Here is a 19,239-nt window from a genome sequence, read left to right as displayed (position 1 = left end):
TTACGGCCCGATTATCACCACGAAGTCAGCTTCGGCTGGCAGGTTAAATGGCGGTTTACCTTCGGTTAATGTTACACCATACAGTTCTTTAATCTTGTTGGCAGAAGCCTGCTTAGACTTGCCTGACTCCAGCTGATAAACCTTATACTTTTCGGTAATTTTCTGTGGTGAATTGCCGACGCTCACCACGTTGAGCGATGCCGCCTTTAGGCGATCAGCTTCGGATTTGGCGGCTCCGACCACGCCACTGCCATTGAGCACCAGGACGCGCGCCTTTTCCTTAGCGAGTGCATCACCGTATATTTCCACCTTGATAAATGATCGAATTTGCGAATAATCAAACTGGCCAGCCGTTGGCACGACCACGCTGGCGCCACCAACACTACTCGTACCGAGCAAGACATTATCTTTTTCAATAAAGCTGAGACGGTGAATGTCAGAATCTTTTATCTTGGAGGCAACATCCATCACCGTACGAACTTCCTTGGCGTCAACGTTAGTGCGTAAGTTCTTACCCATGGCGTCCATCAGCGCCGTCACCTTGCCAAGATCAGTCAGCGTACCTGTCGAGGCCGCCTTGTTCTTGAGCGCCATCAGCACCAACTGTTGGTTTTTCTCGCGGTCAAAGTTCGACTTATCCAGCCCATACGAACCGCCCAGCGCACCACGCGCTCGCGAGAAATACAGCGCCTTGTCACCGTCCATCTCATTTGGCCCATTCTTGAAATGAATGTAGTGCCCCGTCGGACAGCGTCGTTTCCGCTGCTCTGCCGACAGACCCTTCTCCCGACACATCCAGTCAACACTTGGGTCAAACACGCCACGCGGATCATCACTCTGGACATTAACTGTCACGCCACCAACTGCATTAACCGCATCCTTGATCACCTGAGCGTTAACATGCGCTACATACTGTAGATCCATGCCGAAAATCTTGCCGACGAACTCGCGACTGGCCTCCATCCGCTTTCTCTCGGCTTGCTCATCATTACCCTTGGCAATACAGTCAAAATACTCATTGATCTTGCCTGCGCTACCAGAATTACAAACCCGCCCAAACTGCACGTATAGGTCGCGCGGAATGCTGAACATATAGGCGTCGTGTTTCTTCTGATCAATACTGAGCACCATCATCGAGTCAGTCAATGTCGCGCCCGGGTGCTCCGGGTCGTCATCCGTCGTACCGAGAATCAGCATGTTACTTCGCCCGTGTGCATCCACTTTCAGCGGCTGATTCTGAAACAAATCAATCAGGCTACCACCACCAAACACTCGCCCCGCATTGACCCACGCCTTGTACAGCAAAAATCCACCCACCAGAATTATCAGCGCCACGATCACCAGGATAATAATCTTTAGCTTGCGACGTTTTTTATGCGATTTCTTGCGCTTTTCGCGAGGTGTTTCGGGCTTTTGGAGGTCAAGATCTTTGAGCGAATCGCTGATATCTTCGTCAATATCAGCAGTTGACGAAGTCGCGAGGCGCACCCGATCAGCTTGTGACAGCGACTGGCGCGGCAATTGGACCGGCTGCTGCCCAAGTATCTGTGGGGTAGACTGCTCCACCCGACGAGGATGAGCGGCTACCTGCTCTGGCGACACACCACCCAAACGAGACCGCTGAGCCCTCCGCGGTACAAATCCATCGACCGAATTCCTATTTGAAATTTTCACTGCTCCTTATTATAGCACACTTCTCTATTGATCAAGCTTTTGGTTTTCGCCGCCAAACCATGTATAATAAGGCGGATGGATGCTCACTTTCTCGATCGACACCCGCGCCTGAGGGACAGTCTGGGGCTGATTATTTTTGTGGTCGGAGTGATCATCGGGACAATCTTGATCAATACCTTTGTCTTTCGTAGTTTTGGCGTGCAAGGCCCAAGCATGGAAAACACCATGCACACCAATGACCGCCTGATCGTCGACCGACTATCAGTCACAATCAAACAGCTGCAAAATAAACAGTATATCCCCCAGCGCGGCCAAATTATTGTCTTTAAGAATCCTAATTACAATCCGACCCTAGGTCACGATGAATATATCGTCAAACGGGTAATCGCTTTCGCGGGTGAGCGCGTCACCGTCAAAAACGGCGTTGTCACCGTTTATAACAGTGAACATCCGAACGGCTTTAACCCCGATACAACCGTCAACAAAAACGAACCAAAGTCACCCACCTCCGGCGATGTCGACACCAAGGTGTCCGAGGGGACGGTTTTCGTGATGGGCGATAATCGCGAGGGTAATTTTTCGTGTGACTCGCGTAACTGCATGGGCAACATTCCGCTGTACGACATCGTTGGGCCGGTCATCGCCCGCATTTTCCCCTTCACACAGATCAGAGGATTTTAGTAATCAGCCAATCAAGTCGCGGATCCGCTCAAAATCCGCTTGGTCTTTGAAAGGGATGATAATCTGACCGGCACCGCGCTTACTGGTGCGAACCGTAATGTCAGCACGAAGTTTTTTCGACAGGCGCACTACCGACGAGGCGTGCGGCGAGCGGGCTGGCTTTGGAGTTGGCGCGGGGCCCGACGGCTGCTGCGACCGCTTCCAGGCGGCAATCATCTGCTCAAGCTTGCGCACACTCCAGCCCTGATGAATCGTTTGCTGCAATAAATCCTCCGCCACATCATCTGGTAGCCCCACCAATGTTCGCGCCTGCCCTTCAGAAATCTTATTTTCAAACAGCGCCGTCCGCACCACGCTCGGTAATTTCAAGAGGCGCAGTGTGTTACTAATGGCGCTGACCGATTTACCGCCAACGTGCTGGCCGATTTGTTCCAGCGTCATATTGAACTGGTCGCGCAGCTTCATGTAGGCCGTCGCCGTCTCGAGTGGATTGAGGTCGCGTCGCTGCAAGTTCTCGATCAGCGACACCTCCAATCGGTGCTGATCGCTTAAACTGCGAAGGATGCTCGGTATCTCGACTAATCCAGCCAGTTGCGCTGCTCGCCAGCGCCGCTCGCCAGCCACGATCATAAACTGCGCCCCATGTGGTGTCACGACGATCGGCTGCACCACACCATGCCGACGAATCGAATCGGCCAGCTCACGCAGCGCCTCCTCATCAAAGAACCGCCGTGGCTGGTCTGGATCTGGCGTAATATCGGTAATTGGTATCTGACGTAATTGCGACATTGTCGCATCTTGACCAGCCGTCGGGTCAAAGGCCTCGTCAAACAAATTTGTCGGTATCAGCGAATCAAATCCCCGCCCAAGTCCCTTTTTCATCCTTCAATCCTCTCGATAATTTCTTTGGTCAGCGCATGGTAAGCCCGTGAACCCTTCGAGAAACGATCGTACACGCCAACCGGCACGCCGTGACTTGGCGCCTCGGCAAGGCGAATATTACGCGGAATCGTCGCCTTGAAAATCGTATCAGCAAAATGCTTTTTAATTTCATCGTACACCTGACTCGACAGAGTTGTCCGCGAATCAACCATGGTGGTCACCACGCCGAGCAAGCGCAGATGCGGATTGAGCCCCTTGCGGACCAACTTCATCGTCTCCATCAGCTGCCCCAGCCCCTCGAGCGCATAAAACTCTGCCTGCACTGGCAATAGGACGTACTGCGCTGCGATCAGCCCATTCACGGTCAGTAGACTCAGACTCGGCGGACTATCAATGATCACATAATCATACCCAGCGAGGCTCGCCAGCGCCTGGCGCAGCCGCACAAACCGCCCCTCAGCTTGGGCCAGTTCAACCTCGGTATTTGCTAGGTGTGGCGTGGCCGGTGCGATCGATAGATTCTTGATGTCAGTTTGAATAATTATATTATTCAAGGCCGTCTGGCCAGTCACCACCTCGGTCATCGTTATGCCCAATTCTTGCTTATCAATGCCAAGGCCGCTGGTAGCATTTCCCTGCGGATCAAAGTCAACGATTAGCGTCCGCTTACCGGCTTTTGCCAAAAAATACGCCACATTGATTGAAGTCGTCGTCTTGCCGACGCCACCCTTTTGATTTGTCACCGCAATAATCTTCGTCATCGATACCCCTTCTGCTTACCTCATTGTACCATAGTTTCGGCCATAAAAATACCGCCCTCATCACGGGGCGGTATGCTAATTCATCGGTTATTTGATCGAGGTAATCTCAATCTTGGTGTACTTCTGGCGATGACCAGTTTCTTTGTGGACACGTTTCTTGCTCTTGTAGCGGATAACGCGGATCTTGTCGCCCTTGACTTCTGCTTCAGCGACCTTTGCCTTCACTACCACACCTTTGACGGTTGGCGTGCCAACTTTTGTTTTATCACCATCAATCACTAAAAGTGCGTCGAGAGTGAGTTCTTTTGTGCCTTCAGGGAGGAGATCCACCAAGAGGGACTCTTTTTCGCTGACAATGTATTGCTTGCCAGAGATTTTTACGACTGCTTTCATTTCGTTCCTTAACAATTAGTTTTCAATCTGTTTCATTGTACCAGAGATATGGTGATAAATCAATCACATTATCACATCCGTGCTGCACCATATGGTATACTCTATATTAACCGGTAGTTCTGTGTCAGTAGTTCAAATATCCTACCCGTCGTAACACTACTGGCTTTAATGTATCCCCACCAGCAAATTCTAGCGCTACTACCTACAAACGTCGTAACCGATAAATACCGATCAGACCAGCGGCAACCGCGAGACTCGATATGCCAATAAGTAGATAACCATTATCACCAGTGTCGGCTAGTGATGTGCCAGATTTCTTCTGATTCTGGCTCTGAGCTGGATTTGGACTGCCCGGCTGCGGCTGTGGAGCCGGTGGTGTTGGTAAAGTGATTGTGAATGGCCTTGTCACGGTCGAGGTATTGCCAGCGATGTCGGTAAAGGTTAGCTTGACCGTGTGCACCCCATTGCCAAGCGCAGCGATAACATTCGCCGGCAGTGTCCAAGTTCCTCCTGCAACCGTCGCCGGATAATCAACACCATTAATAGTTACAGTTACCTTAGCAGCAGAATCAGTTACCGTACCGCTCAAAGCAGGCGAAGCGGTCGTGGCTTGTTGCGTGCCAAGCGTGCCAGTCGGCGCAATCGTATCAATCGTCAGTGTTAGCGGTGTTGACAGTGCTGATATATTACCAGCTGGCGTCTCTCTGCGGTACACCACGGTATGATTGCCATCATTTAATGCATTCGGTAAAGTCACCTCAACCGGTCCCACTGCTGTACAGTTGATAGTCTGCACCTCAACACCATCAACGATAAGATGCAGCTTGTCGGTAGCTGATATACACTGCAGTATTACCGTCGGTGTCGTGTTGTTGGTAATATTATCTGAGTCGCTCGCACCGGAATCAGAAGATGATTTAAGCGTTGCTTTCGCTGGTGGCGCAACAACATCAGCATCAACGTTGTAGGTTTTTGTCATACTCGTACTAGTCGTATTGCCAGCCACGTCAGAAGCAATTACCGTTACGTCAATCGTATGATCGGGGTCTGATACTAGCTCAGCACCCGGAACTGTCACTGCAAAGGCGCCGGTCCCATCAACAGTCGTCTCATACGTCGTACCATTAACCGTTACCCTCACCTTATCACCAGGACGAGTACCAGTAGCCAAGCCACGAATAATTTGCGGCGCAGCTGCTTCAGCGGCATTAATTGTATTATCAGCAGTCACCGAATCAACCGTAACCGCTGGAGCGGCCGGAGCAGTCGTATCAATTGTTACCGTTAGTGCCGGTGAGCCCTGCGAAGCATTACCAGCCGCATCAGTCTCAGTAAATGTTATTGCGTGATTACCCTCAGACAGTGGTGTTGTCGGAGCTACATTAACCGGACCAGGGCCAGTACAATTTACCGTCCCATTTGCAACCCCATCTACGTACAACGTCAAGGTGCTGCCTGCCTCAGTGCACATCAGCGTAAAGGCTGGTTTGGTTTTATTCGTAATATTATCCGAGTTGCTATCGCCAGTATCTGAAGGAGCGGTCATATCTGGAGCGGCAGCTGGTGTTACTGGCGGCTGTGAATCGCGCCACTGGGCGTACAGTGTCACGTCACCCGTTAGCTGAATATTGGCACCAGCGGCGTAAGGCGTGCCTGTACCGTTTGCCTCGGTATTCCAGCCAGTGAACGCATGACCTGCTTTCGTGAAGCTATTTGCTGCTATCTGAACAGTACTATTATAATTGCCAACTGTATCGCTCATTGTCCCCGTGCCAGTATTAGCATTGTAGTGAATTTTATACTGGTTAACCGTCCACTTGGCGTACAGTGTTGCGTTAATGTCTGGCATGGTGTCGGTACCAAAGTTCCATGGATTAGCAAACCCAGCATCTTTATACCAACCGGCGAACGTGTGGCCAGTCTTAGTTGGTGGGGTCGGCTCAGTTACCTTAGCGCCATACTCTACCGTTTGTGACGGTACAGGTGAACCACCCTTCGAGTCAAAAGTAAGCGTATAATTATTCTTGCGCCACTGAGCATACAGCGTTACATCACCAGTCAGGTGGAAATTATCACCAGCCGCATACGCTGTACCGCCACCGTTAGCCATCGTGTTCCAGCCGGTGAACGCATGACCGGTTTTTGTAAAATTACTATTCGCCAACTGTACTGTAGCATCATAATTACCAACAGTATCCGGTGTCGCGCCGCTACCAGTGTTCGCATCATAATGCACCTTATATTGGTTCACTGTCCACTTGGCATGAAGTGTTGTATCGGCTGCCGGCATCGTGTCGGTCGTAAAATCCCAGGGTTGTGTAAATCCAGCGTCCTTATACCAACCAGTGAATGTGTGGCCTGTTTTAGTTGGTGCTGTTGGCGCTGTTGCCTTCGCACCAAATGCCACTGTTTGATCCGGTACGCTAGAGCCACCCTTGGTATCAAAATGCAATGTATAGTTATTAACTTGCCACTGTGCATACAGCGTTGTATCAGCTGTTACCGTCACAGTTGTGCCTGCTGCGTATGCCGTGCCACCGCCGTTAACCATCGTATTCCAGCCAGTGAATGTATGACCTACTTTTGCCAAGTTACCGGTATTTGCTGCCACAGCCACTGTAGCACCAGAGCGAAGTGTCTCTCCTGTTGAGGCTGGTACTGTACCCGCATCGGCACCATTTGCATTATAGGAAAGTGTGAGAAGGTTATTCACCGTAATCGTTAGATGCTTATCAAACGTCTGTCCAGCCTTGTTGGTCGATCGCACACAAATCGCTAGCGTAGTATTTTGCTCATAATCTGGTGACCGCGCCAACTTGATCGTATTACCATCAATCGTCACAAGATTATTTTGCGCACCAGCACAGCCAAGTGTATAGGTGAAATCACCCTGTGGTGAGCCGACAGCGTCAGTACTCGTCAGCCGACCCAACACCGTCCCAGCTGCACTATTCTCATCAATATTGGCAGCACCGGCATAGTCTACCGCGGTGACTGCATATGCTGTACAGTCTTTACCACCATCAGTAATCGTCCATGCTTTTGCGTTCACCAAGTTGCTGCGCTGCGTATCCGCCAGGCAGAACTTGCTATTACCACCGCCGAGCTTGACGTTATTATTTACGGCCTGTCCCTGCCACGCCATCAATGTCGCATCATAATTTAGAGTCGATATCTTTATTCCATTGAGTAATCCGTCTGCATTTGTTAATTGACGGACATCCCAATGTGCCAGTGACTGGTCAAATTTCTCAGCACCAGCCAGCGCTAAGAGGGCGTCCGCCAGTCGCGCAGTATTCCACTCACCAATTGGCTGATTAAATTTCTTAGCGTATGCTAATACTGCCACCATCGTCGTTACTTTGCTAACATCCCATTTCTGAATCGGCTGATTAAACTCGTAGGCATTGGTAAACGTGTTATCCATATCAGTTACCTTAGCCGTATTCCAGTTAGAGATATCCTGGTTAAACTGGCGAGCTCCAGAGAACGTACTATTCAAGCTCTGGACATTGGCGGTGTCCCATTGCCAGTCAGCACCTACACCCTTCAGGTTCTTAGCATCTCGGAACATATAAGCCAAGCTCACCACTTTACCCATCCGTGGTTTATCGGTTGCTTTCACATCGAGATTCTCGGCACCGTCAAAGGCGTGCTCCATATTCAGCCACTCGTTTGTTCCCCACTGGTCAATTGATATAACTTTTAGCTTATCACCGGTAAAGTTAAAGAATATGCGTGGGAAAGCACCGCTAATGCGAATCTGATATTCACCAGCTGCAGCATATGAACATACCGCACTGCCCGTTTGACCAGTTAGCGTTACGCCGTTACCACACGAAACGTTGTAATTATAACCACCACCAAATGTTGGTATGGTAAACGTATTGCCAACACCTTTTCGCGTATCGATGGTCATGACGAAGTCGGTTGAGTTAATAGGATCAGCTTTTGCCAGCTGGCTTGGTGCGAGGTAGTGCATCGCAAACACACCAACAACAACTGCAACCACCGCATTTGTCAACAATAATCGCCTTGTCTTTTGTATTACCTTCATGCGTGATGTCCCCTGTTATTATTGTATATTTCAGTATTTAGAGTACTAATGCTTACATTATACGCTAAGCATAAGCGTTTGGCAAGCAAAAATCATGCTCAATCAGACCTCAACACGAACACGACCCCGACCGACCGCACACCACATTGTTTGCGTGCAACCAGCCCTCGACATTACCGCCGTCCAAATGCATACCTACCGCTGGTACAACCTTGACGACACCGCCGGCCCGAGCATAATTACTGATCGCATCGGTCAACTCATACTCACCACGCGGCGATATTTCAACATCAGCACAAGACTGAATAACTTTCTTGGTGAGGACATATTTACCGATGTTGGCAAAGTGGCTCGGTGCCTCTTCTGGCCTTGGCTTTTCAACGATCTCGACAAAATTGCCGTCTTCATCCATCACAATCGCCCCGTACCGACTAATGTCATCACCCGGCACTTCCTGGGCCAGCAGACTACATTGACCGTCTGGCGTCGCCGCCAATAGCCGCGCCACTTCGCTTGAGCCATCGGCATTATACATAAAGTCATCACCCATCAGCACCACTGCCGACTCACCATCCTCGAGATAATCAGCCGCCAGGGCTACCGGTACTGCTGAGCCATACTTGCCATAGCTCGGCTGCGTCACAAAATGAAGCTTCGCATCGATCGGCGCCACCAGAGCCAACTTGTCGTCCTTACCCTTGCTCCGCAAATAATCGTTGAGCAAAATATTGCTCCGATAATAGCTCTCTAACTGTGAACTCTGCTCGCCAACCACAAAAATCAGCTCACGCACGCCGGCCGCCAAGCAGTCCTGCACCACATAATCAATCAGCGGGCGATTACCGATCGGCAACATACATTTTTCAATTGATTTGGTAATTGGCAACATCCGCGTACCCCAACCAGCGACCGGAATAATAGCTTTGGTAATCATATCTCCTCCTTACATCTTGAGTTCTTTATGTGATTTCTGCAAAATATCCATCATCTCCCCGTAGCGCATCTCGCCAGTGGAAATTTTGGCATAGAGATAAACAATATTATCTACCACCTCAATATTAACCTTAATATCCTGATCATACAACCACGCCATGAAACTTGGGTTGAGCAGTTCAAAGCTCGTCACCTGATTTTCATCGGTGGCGTATACTTGGTAGCGCTTGTTAAAGTCACCCCATTCCAGTTCTACTTTTTTATAACCCGACGGCGCCCTGAACCGCTTCAGGAAGCGCGAATCCCGACGCTCCACCAAAATCCCGCCATACGACTTTGGTAAATTAACCTGTCCAATAATGTATGTAGTCGCTGAATCAGTATTTGAGGCGTCAGCCACATAGGTGTATAGCTGCACCAATAAATTGCCCGTCCAGAATCCAATGATATGGTTATTGATGTCAGTACCCTTAAAGCCGCCCTTAAACAATTCACCGCGGGTCGGTAGCAGTAACCGCCCCCAGTCCGGACTGAAGTACATGTCGTATTGCGCTGCAAACTGCTGCATAGAGGCAACAAGCTGGGCAGTATCTTCCGTTTCCTGATCAATACTATCCAGTAACCAGCCATCACCCGAGCGCACAAAGTTCCACTGCTCACCAAACTCGCCCGTGTCACGATGTAGCACCGCACCGCTCGCCGTGTCAACCAGCTCATCATTTGCCGAGGCAACAAAACTCACACTCACGCAGTCATTCTGATCATTCGCATCATCATACGCCCGGGTGATAATCGCTTCACTGACCGCCACATTCTTCATGCGATTGACTCGCCCCATCTGTTGTAGAGCGTACAACATTAGTCCGATGTGCCGTGCATAATTCGGCGTGACGTATTGCTGAATTGATGACAGATCCATCCGCCCCCAATCATATTGAAACCGATTGAACACCGTTGTTGCATAATTGACAATACCCTGTTCGTTCCAGGCGCTGTCCTGAGCCGCCGCTTGCCGGACGGCTTGCTGCGCGGCCTCACTGCCCTTGCGAAAACGGCTGATCTTATCCGTAAATGCCCCGATAATCGCACCGACTAATGCCGAGATAGCCACCATGATAAATACAACAACACCGCCGAGTAGGTAGAACAAACTAGCGAGTAGGCCGGCCAAAAACCCGACCGCTATGGCGGCCATCTTTGACTGGGTGGTTTTTTTCACAAAACCACTTACCGAAATTGCAATTACCATCGGTATCCCGAAAAGGACAACGCCACCACCGCCGCCAGAACTTGACCCGCCGCCACCGGCTCGCGCAAAAAAGAGTAACTGACTGAGAACTGCTAGATTACACATAGACCCATTGTACCGCGTTGTATGGCGATCGCCAAGGTCATGAATGTCCGATCGGCGCGCAGCCGAGCAAACGTTTGTCACGCATTAGTTTTAAGGTAGTAACTTTTATCCTGATGACTATTTTACAACAGCAAGAGCAATCTCGAGCTCAGCCCCTTCAACCGTCACTGTCGACTGGTTGTCATGCACCTCGCCAAACACCGCCAGCGTCTCAGTAGCAATCACCTCAGTATGCTCATCAATCGCTTGATGAAGTTGCTCGTCATTCGTCGTCAGCTGCAGCATAATCCGATCGTCCACTTGCAATCCCGCCTTCTTGCGCGCACTCTGCACATGACGGATGACTTCACGCATCAGGCCTTCGCGTTTGAGCTCGGGCGTCAATTGCTTGCTAATTTCGATCCAATTCTCTGGCTTGATCGTGCCCTCGGTCACATCATAATCAGCCAGATACTCGTCTAGATTCTCAATCCAGCGAATTTCCTTAACATTTAGCTCCTCGGCCATGATCTGCTCGTAGTACTCAGCCAGCTTTGCACCCGCATATGCCGCATATTGCAGCGGCTGGCGAACCTTGATCGATGTTTGATGCTCATCCTGCTTCATCCGCAAACTAAGGCCGTTGTTGATCAATTCGCGTGTCCGAGCCATATCGGCTAACACCTGATCATTGATTGCCCCAGCCGTGAGCCAATCCTTCAAGTGAATCGATTCATCATCACCCGTCAAATTGTGATACAACTCCTCAGCCAAAAACGGCGTAAATGGCGCCAAAATGTAGCTCAGGCGTACCAAGACGTAGTGTAGTGTGCGGTACGCATCGTTTTTGTCACCATCATCTTCCGACTTCCAGAAGCGGCGGCGGCTGCGGCGCACGTACCAGTTGGATGCGTCGTCCAGGAATGGCAAAATTGGGCTCAGCGCATCAGGAATATTGTAGGCATCCATGTTTTCCTCAACTTTAGCTACCAGCTCGTGCAAACGACTGATAATCCAACTATCGAGCGGGTTAGATAGTTTATCAATATTGACACTAATCTGGAACGAGTTCTCAGTTCCAGTGCGAGACAAGGATTCGGGAGTATCGGAGTGAGTTGTATTAGTGATACGGTGAACGAGAAACGCATCCGAAGACGCCGTATCGTACGGAAATGTGAACTCGTCAACTTCCGCATACATGGTGAAGAAATCATACATATTCCAAATCATACTGAGCTTGCGCGCCACGTCGCCGACGTCTTTATCATGCAAGGCAAAGTCTTCACCGTTGAGCAGCGGGCTGCTCAGCAGCAAGAAACGCAAACTATCGGCACTAAACTTATCCATCAGTTCATTCGGGTCGGTGAAGTTACCGAGGGATTTACTCATCTTGCGACCGTCATTGCCCGCCACCACACCAGTGGTGATGACGTTGCTGTAGGCGTTTTTGTGTTGCTCACCTGCCTCGCCAAAGGCACCAATCTCCGCCAAAGCGGTGTTGACGGCATGCACATAGTAGAACCATGCCCGCACCTGACCGATGTACTCAACGATGAAGTCCGCCGGATAATTCTGCTCAAACTTGGCCTGGTTTTCAAACGGATAATGCAACTGTGCAAACGGCATTGAACCTGACTCAAACCAGCAGTCGAGCACCTTATCGATACGGGTAAATGTCTCACCGTCAATTTCAAAGGTGATGTCATCCACCCACGGACGATGATAATCATCCAGCTCCACACCACTCAGTTCCTTGAGCTCCGCGTACGAGCCAACCACCTTGACCGTACCCTGGTCACCCTTCCATACCGGCACGGTTGTTGCCCAGAAGCGGTCGCGGCTCAGGTTCCAGTCTGGTGCTTGTTCGATATTTTTAGCAAAACGGCCGTGCTTCAGATGTGCTGGGAACCAATTGATATGCTCGTTCTGCTCCAGCATCAGCGGCTTTTGCCCCTGAATGTCAAAGAACCAGCTTGGAATCGCCCGGTACATGATACGCTGCTTGCTTCTAGGATTGAATGGATATTCGTGGCGAATATACTCAATCTTCCACACCGCGCCCTTTTCCTTCAGATCTTTGGCGATGAATTTATTATTTTCCCACACCTCCAGGCCTTTGTAATTGGTATCGGTGTAGTAGCCGTTATCATCAATCACATGGAAAGGCGCGATACCATTAGCTTTACCAAGCTCAAAGTCGTCCTCGCCATAGGCTGGCGCAATGTGCACAATGCCCGTACCCGACTCGTGCGAGACAAAATCCGCTGCGTAAATGGTGTGAATCTTGTCATTTTCTGGCCAGGTCGAGCCGGTATCCAACGGCTGGTATGTTTTACCGACCAGCTCGCTGCCGGGGAATTTCCGTAATACTTTGTAATCAAGTGGCTGGTGTTTTTCATCCTGCAGGGTGCGCTCGAGGGCTTCTTCGGCAAGGATGAACTTTTCACTTAGCGGCAGTGTAATCTCTGGCGCCAAACTTTTCTCCGTCGCAAAGAAGTGCCCCTTACCGGGTTCATGTTGCATCACTGCGTCAAGCTCTGTGCCAAGCTGCGCAAAACCCTGGTTAAGCACCTCAGCATCGTCCGAATAGACAATAGTCGGCCGCTGATCAATCTTCCGTCGCACCTGAGCAAGATCAACCGCAAGGCCAACATAGCCCGATTCTTGCTTCCATTGCTCATCACTACTATTCGACACACCATACGCTGGCGCGATCATCGTCAGCGATGCAACCGTCACATTAGCATCCTGCAGATACTTCAAGAACGTCGCTGCACCGAGCGAATGCGTCACCACATGCGCATTGGCAAAGTCATATTGTGCCAACCGCTCTACATTTTCTGCTAAGTCTGGACTATCGGGGTTGACATGATCAATAATCGTCACCGCATACCCCTGTTGCTCAAGCTGCTGCTTCAGCTGCGGGTAGTACTCACGTGACGCGTAGGCATGCTTACCCGAGAGCAAGAACACATTTTTTGTACCCTTTGGTACCTTTACTTCGCAGTACGTCATCTCCGGGTTGACCGCCAGCATCAGGTTGGCTGGCAGCGTCCATGGGGTGGTCGTCCAAGCCAAAACAGCAGCGCCTTCATCATCCAGCTTAAACTTCACATACACACTCGGGTCAGTCACCGTTTGGTAGGCATCGTTGTCCATAGTCACCTCAGCCTTGCTGACAGGGGTAGCGAACTTGGTGTCGTACATCAAAACCTTTTCACCTTCGTAAATTTTGCCGGCTTCATACAGCTGTTTGAAGGCCCACCAGACGCTCTCCATAAAGTCCTTGTCCATGGTGCGGTAGGCACCCGCAAAGTCCACCCAGCGACCGATGCGGTCGATCACGCCCTGCCAGGTTTCGCTGTTGGCCACCATGCTCTCGCGCGCCTTGGTGATGTATTTTTCCAGACTGATGGTTGGCAAAGGATTGCCGTCTTTGTCCGACAGTAATGGTTGACCATACATAGGATCTGGAGAGCTACTCACTTCGAGACTATATAGCAACCAGTTGGCCCCTGTTTCGGTAGACATATGCTCACCAACTCTTTGAAATCCATTGCGCTCATACAAATTCACCAATTTAGGTTGATGCTCGCCAACCTCTATGCGAATCTCTTTGACCCCTTCCTGCTTACTTAAGCGAAAAGCTTCTTTTAACACTGCATCCGCATAACCTTGCCCTTGGAATTCCGGTAGTACCGCCATTTTATAAAGATAACCAACCGACGTGCTATTATCCTTTTTGCCAGCAAAAAAATTATAACTATCCTTATCGCTTATGACGACACCCCCCACTAACTTATCGTCATCGTAAGCTACATAAAAATTATCTCTCCCAAATTCCTCTTTTAATTTATCTGGCGTTAGGTTGTCGGCATCCCAGCTGCTGCTACCATAGCCTCGCTGCTCCATCCAGCCAGCAACTTTAGTAATAACTTTCGTTGCGTTATCGAAATCATTTACCAGCTTGACTCGCTTAACGCTACTCGTCACAATCTGCCGCCGATCCACGATATTCATCTGCTTTTCGACAAAATTCTCTGCCGGCAGGCCATGACAGTCCCAGCCCCAGCGGCGCTCCACGCGCTTGCCCTTCATCGTCCAGTAGCGCGGCACCGCGTCCTTCACGATACTGCTGAGCAGCGTCCCGTGGTGCGGCACCCCAGTGATAAACGGCGGCCCGTCATAAAAGACATAGGCATTATCCGCTGACCGCTGCGCCACCGACTTTTCAAACGTCTGGCCATCCTTCCAGCGCTGCACCCAATCCTTCTCGTATTCTGCCGCTCGGCGGCGTGTTCCGTGTTTGAATTTCATATTATCTCCTTTATTTAACCTTTTATATTCTAAATATCCCGTCACGCACAGTTGCCATTGATTTTAGCGTGTTCTTTGCGCGTGCTATCATACGCTCCCCAACGTCACCATAACCAATACGTTGATTCACTTCACCGATATCCACCAAGCGATAGCCAATCACTGAGCCACCGACATCACCCGCAAATTCACCGAGTTTCTCAAGCTTCGCTACTACCCGAAATTGATAGTCAACCTTACCGTCAGGATTGGTTAAAACCTGATAACCAATCGGTTGCCACTCAACCACTCGCATATTTAATTCTTCTTGGACTTCACGACGTAATGTTTGTTCGAAAGTTTCGCCTGACTCAGTATGCCCACCAGGTAAATTTTCCCTACCATGTGCGTAATAAACCAACGGTACCTTACCTTCAAGATCACCAATCACATAAATCTGTTGCCATGGTAAATCAGGAATCGCCGTCTTGTCATCAACATCAAACCATTCTGCTTGAATTACCTGATTCCGATAGATAAAAGAGGTTTTTAGGACTGGTACCTTTGGATCTGGATCTTGTGAAATTACTGTTTGCTTCATTTTTTGCCTTTGCCTTTCTTCATTAACTCGGTACAAGTTACTTGAATTAGTTGGCGCATTAAATCATAATCTTCAAAATCATCAATTTTAAACATCAGCGTTTTGGCGCCACTATAAGCTAGTCCAGTCGAATAATTTTTACCCAAAATCACCTTGCCAGCTTCTGTTATTTTAATAAAAAGGTATCGTCACAAACCAACGCAAAAAATACACCGTCGCAATAAACACCATAATCACCAAACATTTTACGACAATAAATCTCACCAGCGCCACTCGCCGTCAATTGCTCTTTGAAATATTTGATAAATGCTTGAGAACTAGCCACGGCAAGCCCCCAAATTAGTTGTTATTTTCGTTAAATCACCGTTTAATTCGATCGGCTCTAGCGCCGCTAAATCCACTGCGTAATCAAGTTCCGTTGGTAACTGATTCAAGATAAAAATCGGCTTATTTGTACCAAACGCATACATCATCTCACCCAGCGTACTCACACCAATATAATTATTAACTTGATTTTTTGGTGGATTAACGACCAAAACTGCCACCGACTGATCGATTTTTGCCAAATGTTGTTTAATTAAACGATGACGGATCGCTTTCGCACGCTCAACATCCACCGTAAATTCCGGCTCACCAGACGCCACCGGTCGCAACACTTCAAAACCAGCCAGCTCCAATTGCTCAGCCACGCTCGTCATTACATCAATGAATTTAATCGATCCACATAACGTAATGATTCTTTTAGGCAAAGCTGCGTTTTGTTGCATGCTCATCCTCTCTCTCCTCCATAGCCTTGCGCAACCTACCGTGTGCATTTCGCAATGGCGCGACTGTGTTGAGCTCAATTATCCGTGCCATGGTATACTCTCGTCCACTCGTCTTCGTCCGATACCATACGACGCGGTAGAGGTCGTCTTCTGATGTCTGCTCGATCAGTTGGTCAATCGCTGCCACCGCTTCATCAAGCTTTGTCAGTACGGCACCATACGCTATATCAGCATATTGCATATAGAACTTTTGCGCTACCGCACCATAGCCAGTGGTAATAATCGTCGGCACCATATGAGTCTGATGATATTCACTGCCCCACTCTAGCACCGTGGTAGCCCACCCTAGTAGGTAGCTGGCTAGCTGGTGAGGATTCATCATCGTGCCTTTTATCTGCCCCGGAAGCACCAGCTCATCCGCCCAGGGAGCGGCTGCCTCGAGCAGTGGCCACAGCGCCGCACACTCATGGCGAATGGCGTGCTGCAAGGCTGACTTGTGGGCTGGTATCGGCATGGCTACTCCTTATATAACTAAAATCACCTCTTCTGACTTCGAGAATCCGCTGGAGGTGCTTCAAACGGACGGTACCATCTCGATTCCAAAAGAAGTGATTCTTCGCGATCTTTGCCAAGTTGACCGGCATCCACGCACTCTTTTAGCACTCAATTATCACTTTGTCGCAGTGAGTCACGGCGGGGTCTAATCTCAGCTGATAAAAAGCCAATTTCTTCCCGCAGGCTTCGCGGTTGATAGCCGCTCATTTCGCGCTAATGTCGCCAAGACTACTACCCAGCACACGCGAAAACGCCCTACGACAATTGTAGCGCGTTTTCGACGGAATTACTAGATACTACCATCTCAGGCCATCTATGATCTGGTTGAATTGCTCATTAATCTTTGCGTCATCCTTTGCCCGACGTAGCTTATCCAGGCATTCCTGTACGATAGAGGAATATGTTCTCTCAGTTTCACCATCACCCAACCAACAGTTTTGACAATCCTCGTCGGGAAACTCACGCAGATAATCTAATGTTTTTATCAGACCAACCTCAAAATTATTAGCATATCGTTGGGCATAAGCCAATGCCTCAGGTGAATGATTCGCCTGAATTACTTGCACAGCCTCATTAGTTATCCGCATAATTACATTTTCTATGCCAGCATCTACATATGGCCAAGGCTCTAATAGCCTCTCATCATCAGCGTCGCCCAAAAATACAAACTCCGGCAAAACATTTTGTGTATAATACGTAACGGCATCCTTGAGGTCTTTATAGACTCCCATTGCCTCTTTGGCCTCAATAAATTCCCCATAGGTATTACAAAATTTATGATATCCTTCATCCTCAAGTTTTTGGTATCTTTTAGATAAAGCTTCGGGTATATTGATCTGCGCCGCCTCATCAATCTGTATAAACTTTTCTATTTCTTCCCCTACCCGGCTCTGGAGCTTATTTCTATCAGCATCAGCAACGCCTTCACGATACTGACCCGTACAGCCCCTCGCGATTGCGCTTCGGGTCGTCTTCAAAACATCTACTACTAGTCGAAGATCATCACCTGGTTGTAGGTTCTCCACATACTGTACAAATTTACCAACATCCTCCGGTGAATCGCCCGGAACGACCGGATAAATTTTACCGTCACCGACCATGGTCTCGCTAGAACTACCGATCATCGCCATTGAGCCGCCCCCGTCCGCCAGCCGAACACCCGCATTACCAAGAATCTCTGCATGCCGTAGACATTGGATATCAGCCTTGATACGATTCTTGCTAGTCTGATCCGATAAAGCCTCTTCGAGACTACCACTGTCTACCTCGGCTGCTTCGGCTTTGTTTGTTGCTATTATAGCAAGTACTAGGTCTTTAAATGGACTAACTCCCCTGTTGTGCTCAATGATTCCATCATAGGCCTCTTTCACCAATGATACCGGTGGTATCGGATGCTCATGTCGTGGCGATAGATGATCATGCATTATTTTTACCTAATTCCTTTTTTTCTTATCTTTACTGAACTATCAAAATAATACTCTATATATCTATATTTGTCAAGTTTATAATGCTTCTGCCGTGCACTGCCCTTAGAACATAAAGGCCAGTAGAATTCTCCACTGGCCTTTTGTACGGTAAAAAGCTTATTTAACTTCCAAGCCGCCCAAAATACACTCACCCCTCAGGTGGATTGTCTTTTTAGCAGAAGACTTCGGCGCAGTTTTATCCTCACTGCCGCCCAAAATACCACGAACCTCATTTTGGACAATTACGTCGTCCGGCAAACTAATGCTGGCGCCGCCACAAAACGTAAACACATCAATTACCGCACCGTCCTTAATCTTCGCCTGACGTAGATCCAACTCCACGCCGCCAAATATCGCCGTCACTGAACCGCCGGTATAATCGCCTTTCACCCGCGATTCTTCGCCGTAAAAAATTGCAACTTTTTCGTTATCGCTACCATCAGCAGCCAGCTTCTTAGATCGTCTGCGGCCCCCAGACCCGATACTCAGCATGATTACCAAGCCAACAATGATTAATATCACTGGCCAAAATAGCTTCCAGACACTAACATTAATCACATTATAGGTGTTCAGTCCGATCGCCGTACCAACAGCTATCAACAGTAACCCCCATACCCAGGCCGCTGGTCTGCGGGAGCTGAATAGTGCTGATAAACCAGCCAGGAGGAATATACCTGCCCAAAAAGTACCCCAAAATAGGTGCCAGTTATCAAAGGTAATAATCCCGAGATTCCGCAGCAGCAGAATCCCGCCGAGCGCCACGATGGTAATGCCCAAAAACGCTCTGACGAGAAAATTTTTCTTCATATGCCTAGTATACGGATACTAGTACCATTATTC

General features: G+C 49.2%; 14 protein-coding genes and 1 pseudogene. 1 reads left to right on the top strand and 14 read right to left on the bottom strand.

What is annotated here, in order from left to right:
- Positions 1 to 1,674: a LytR family transcriptional regulator gene (locus FBF24_00960; protein ID QCT40462.1), complete on the bottom strand. Its 1,674-nt coding sequence runs from the start codon at positions 1,672 to 1,674 to the stop codon at positions 1 to 3.
- Positions 1,675 to 1,749: 75 nt separating this feature from the next.
- Here FBF24_00960 and lepB point away from each other — a divergent pair, with 75 nt between their 5' ends.
- On the top strand, positions 1,750 to 2,355 hold the full coding sequence (gene lepB, locus FBF24_00955) for a signal peptidase I (protein ID QCT40461.1): 606 nt from the start codon (positions 1,750 to 1,752) through the stop codon (positions 2,353 to 2,355).
- Positions 2,356 to 2,358: 3 nt separating this feature from the next.
- Here lepB and FBF24_00950 read toward each other — a convergent pair whose 3' ends face one another.
- The 13 genes and pseudogenes from FBF24_00950 to FBF24_00890 all read right to left on the bottom strand — a co-directional run bounded on the left by FBF24_00950 (position 2,359) and on the right by FBF24_00890 (position 19,206).
- A complete protein-coding gene (locus tag FBF24_00950) occupies positions 2,359 to 3,237 on the bottom strand; it encodes a ParB/RepB/Spo0J family partition protein (GenBank protein ID QCT40460.1) in 879 nt (292 codons plus the stop codon).
- On the bottom strand, positions 3,234 to 3,998 hold the full coding sequence (locus tag FBF24_00945) for a ParA family protein (protein QCT40459.1): 765 nt from the start codon (positions 3,996 to 3,998) through the stop codon (positions 3,234 to 3,236). The genes FBF24_00950 and FBF24_00945 overlap by 4 nt, the downstream gene beginning before the upstream one ends.
- Before the next feature lie 87 nt (positions 3,999 to 4,085).
- Positions 4,086 to 4,391, bottom strand: coding sequence for a 50S ribosomal protein L21 (gene rplU, locus FBF24_00940; protein QCT40458.1), 306 nt, complete (start codon positions 4,389 to 4,391; stop codon positions 4,086 to 4,088).
- A 202-nt stretch (positions 4,392 to 4,593) separates the two neighbouring features.
- Positions 4,594 to 8,448 (bottom strand): BspA family leucine-rich repeat surface protein, encoded by a 3,855-nt coding sequence (locus FBF24_00935; protein ID QCT40457.1) that lies wholly within the window; start codon positions 8,446 to 8,448, stop codon positions 4,594 to 4,596.
- Positions 8,449 to 8,557: 109 nt separating this feature from the next.
- Positions 8,558 to 9,382: a hypothetical protein gene (locus FBF24_00930; GenBank protein ID QCT40456.1), complete on the bottom strand. Its 825-nt coding sequence runs from the start codon at positions 9,380 to 9,382 to the stop codon at positions 8,558 to 8,560.
- A gap of 9 nt (positions 9,383 to 9,391) precedes the next feature.
- The gene (locus tag FBF24_00925; protein QCT40455.1) at positions 9,392 to 10,735 is read right to left on the bottom strand and encodes a DUF3137 domain-containing protein; all 1,344 of its coding nucleotides are present in this window, start codon (positions 10,733 to 10,735) and stop codon (positions 9,392 to 9,394) included.
- A gap of 117 nt (positions 10,736 to 10,852) precedes the next feature.
- A complete protein-coding gene (locus tag FBF24_00920) occupies positions 10,853 to 15,031 on the bottom strand; it encodes a GNAT family N-acetyltransferase (GenBank protein ID QCT40454.1) in 4,179 nt (1,392 codons plus the stop codon).
- Between the two features lie 22 nt (positions 15,032 to 15,053).
- A complete protein-coding gene (locus FBF24_00915; GenBank protein ID QCT40453.1) occupies positions 15,054 to 15,611 on the bottom strand; it encodes an NUDIX hydrolase in 558 nt (185 codons plus the stop codon).
- Positions 15,608 to 15,936: pseudogene (locus tag FBF24_00910) on the bottom strand (TfoX/Sxy family protein). Before FBF24_00910 ends, FBF24_00915 begins: the two are co-directional and overlap by 4 nt.
- Positions 15,929 to 16,384: a hypothetical protein gene (locus tag FBF24_00905; protein ID QCT40452.1), complete on the bottom strand. Its 456-nt coding sequence runs from the start codon at positions 16,382 to 16,384 to the stop codon at positions 15,929 to 15,931. Before FBF24_00905 ends, FBF24_00910 begins: the two are co-directional and overlap by 8 nt.
- Positions 16,353 to 16,892, bottom strand: coding sequence for a ClbS/DfsB family four-helix bundle protein (locus tag FBF24_00900; protein QCT40451.1), 540 nt, complete (start codon positions 16,890 to 16,892; stop codon positions 16,353 to 16,355). Before FBF24_00900 ends, FBF24_00905 begins: the two co-directional genes overlap by 32 nt.
- A 337-nt stretch (positions 16,893 to 17,229) precedes the next feature.
- Complete coding sequence (locus FBF24_00895; protein QCT40450.1) at positions 17,230 to 18,357, bottom strand: hypothetical protein; 1,128 nt, start codon at positions 18,355 to 18,357, stop codon at positions 17,230 to 17,232.
- Between the two features lie 159 nt (positions 18,358 to 18,516).
- Positions 18,517 to 19,206 (bottom strand): hypothetical protein, encoded by a 690-nt coding sequence (locus tag FBF24_00890; GenBank protein ID QCT40449.1) that lies wholly within the window; start codon positions 19,204 to 19,206, stop codon positions 18,517 to 18,519.
- Positions 19,207 to 19,239: the final 33 nt, after the last annotated feature.

It is taken from the genome of Candidatus Saccharibacteria bacterium oral taxon 488, assembly GCA_005697215.1.
Lineage (GTDB): Bacteria > Patescibacteriota > Saccharimonadia > Saccharimonadales > Saccharimonadaceae > Nanosynbacter.
The sequence above is the reverse complement of the archived record's forward strand: the minus strand, read 5'-3'. Positions and strand labels throughout refer to the sequence as shown.

What these genes read in the sequence shown, in the direction of transcription:
- FBF24_00950 (QCT40460.1), bottom strand. Translation starts at nt 3,237, where the DNA reads ATGAAAAAGGGACTTGGGCGGGGATTTGATTCGCTGATACCGACAAAT.
- FBF24_00920 (QCT40454.1), bottom strand. Translation starts at nt 15,031, where the DNA reads ATGAAATTCAAACACGGAACACGCCGCCGAGCGGCAGAATACGAGAAG.
- FBF24_00905 (QCT40452.1), bottom strand. Translation starts at nt 16,384, where the DNA reads ATGAGCATGCAACAAAACGCAGCTTTGCCTAAAAGAATCATTACGTTA.
- FBF24_00935 (QCT40457.1), bottom strand. Translation starts at nt 8,448, where the DNA reads ATGAAGGTAATACAAAAGACAAGGCGATTATTGTTGACAAATGCGGTG.
- FBF24_00900 (QCT40451.1), bottom strand. Translation starts at nt 16,892, where the DNA reads ATGCCGATACCAGCCCACAAGTCAGCCTTGCAGCACGCCATTCGCCAT.
- FBF24_00930 (QCT40456.1), bottom strand. Translation starts at nt 9,382, where the DNA reads ATGATTACCAAAGCTATTATTCCGGTCGCTGGTTGGGGTACGCGGATG.
- FBF24_00915 (QCT40453.1), bottom strand. Translation starts at nt 15,611, where the DNA reads ATGAAGCAAACAGTAATTTCACAAGATCCAGATCCAAAGGTACCAGTC.
- FBF24_00895 (QCT40450.1), bottom strand. Translation starts at nt 18,357, where the DNA reads ATGCATGATCATCTATCGCCACGACATGAGCATCCGATACCACCGGTA.
- FBF24_00925 (QCT40455.1), bottom strand. Translation starts at nt 10,735, where the DNA reads ATGTGTAATCTAGCAGTTCTCAGTCAGTTACTCTTTTTTGCGCGAGCC.
- FBF24_00890 (QCT40449.1), bottom strand. Translation starts at nt 19,206, where the DNA reads ATGAAGAAAAATTTTCTCGTCAGAGCGTTTTTGGGCATTACCATCGTG.
- FBF24_00945 (QCT40459.1), bottom strand. Translation starts at nt 3,998, where the DNA reads ATGACGAAGATTATTGCGGTGACAAATCAAAAGGGTGGCGTCGGCAAG.
- lepB (QCT40461.1), top strand. Translation starts at nt 1,750, where the DNA reads ATGGATGCTCACTTTCTCGATCGACACCCGCGCCTGAGGGACAGTCTG.
- rplU (QCT40458.1), bottom strand. Translation starts at nt 4,391, where the DNA reads ATGAAAGCAGTCGTAAAAATCTCTGGCAAGCAATACATTGTCAGCGAA.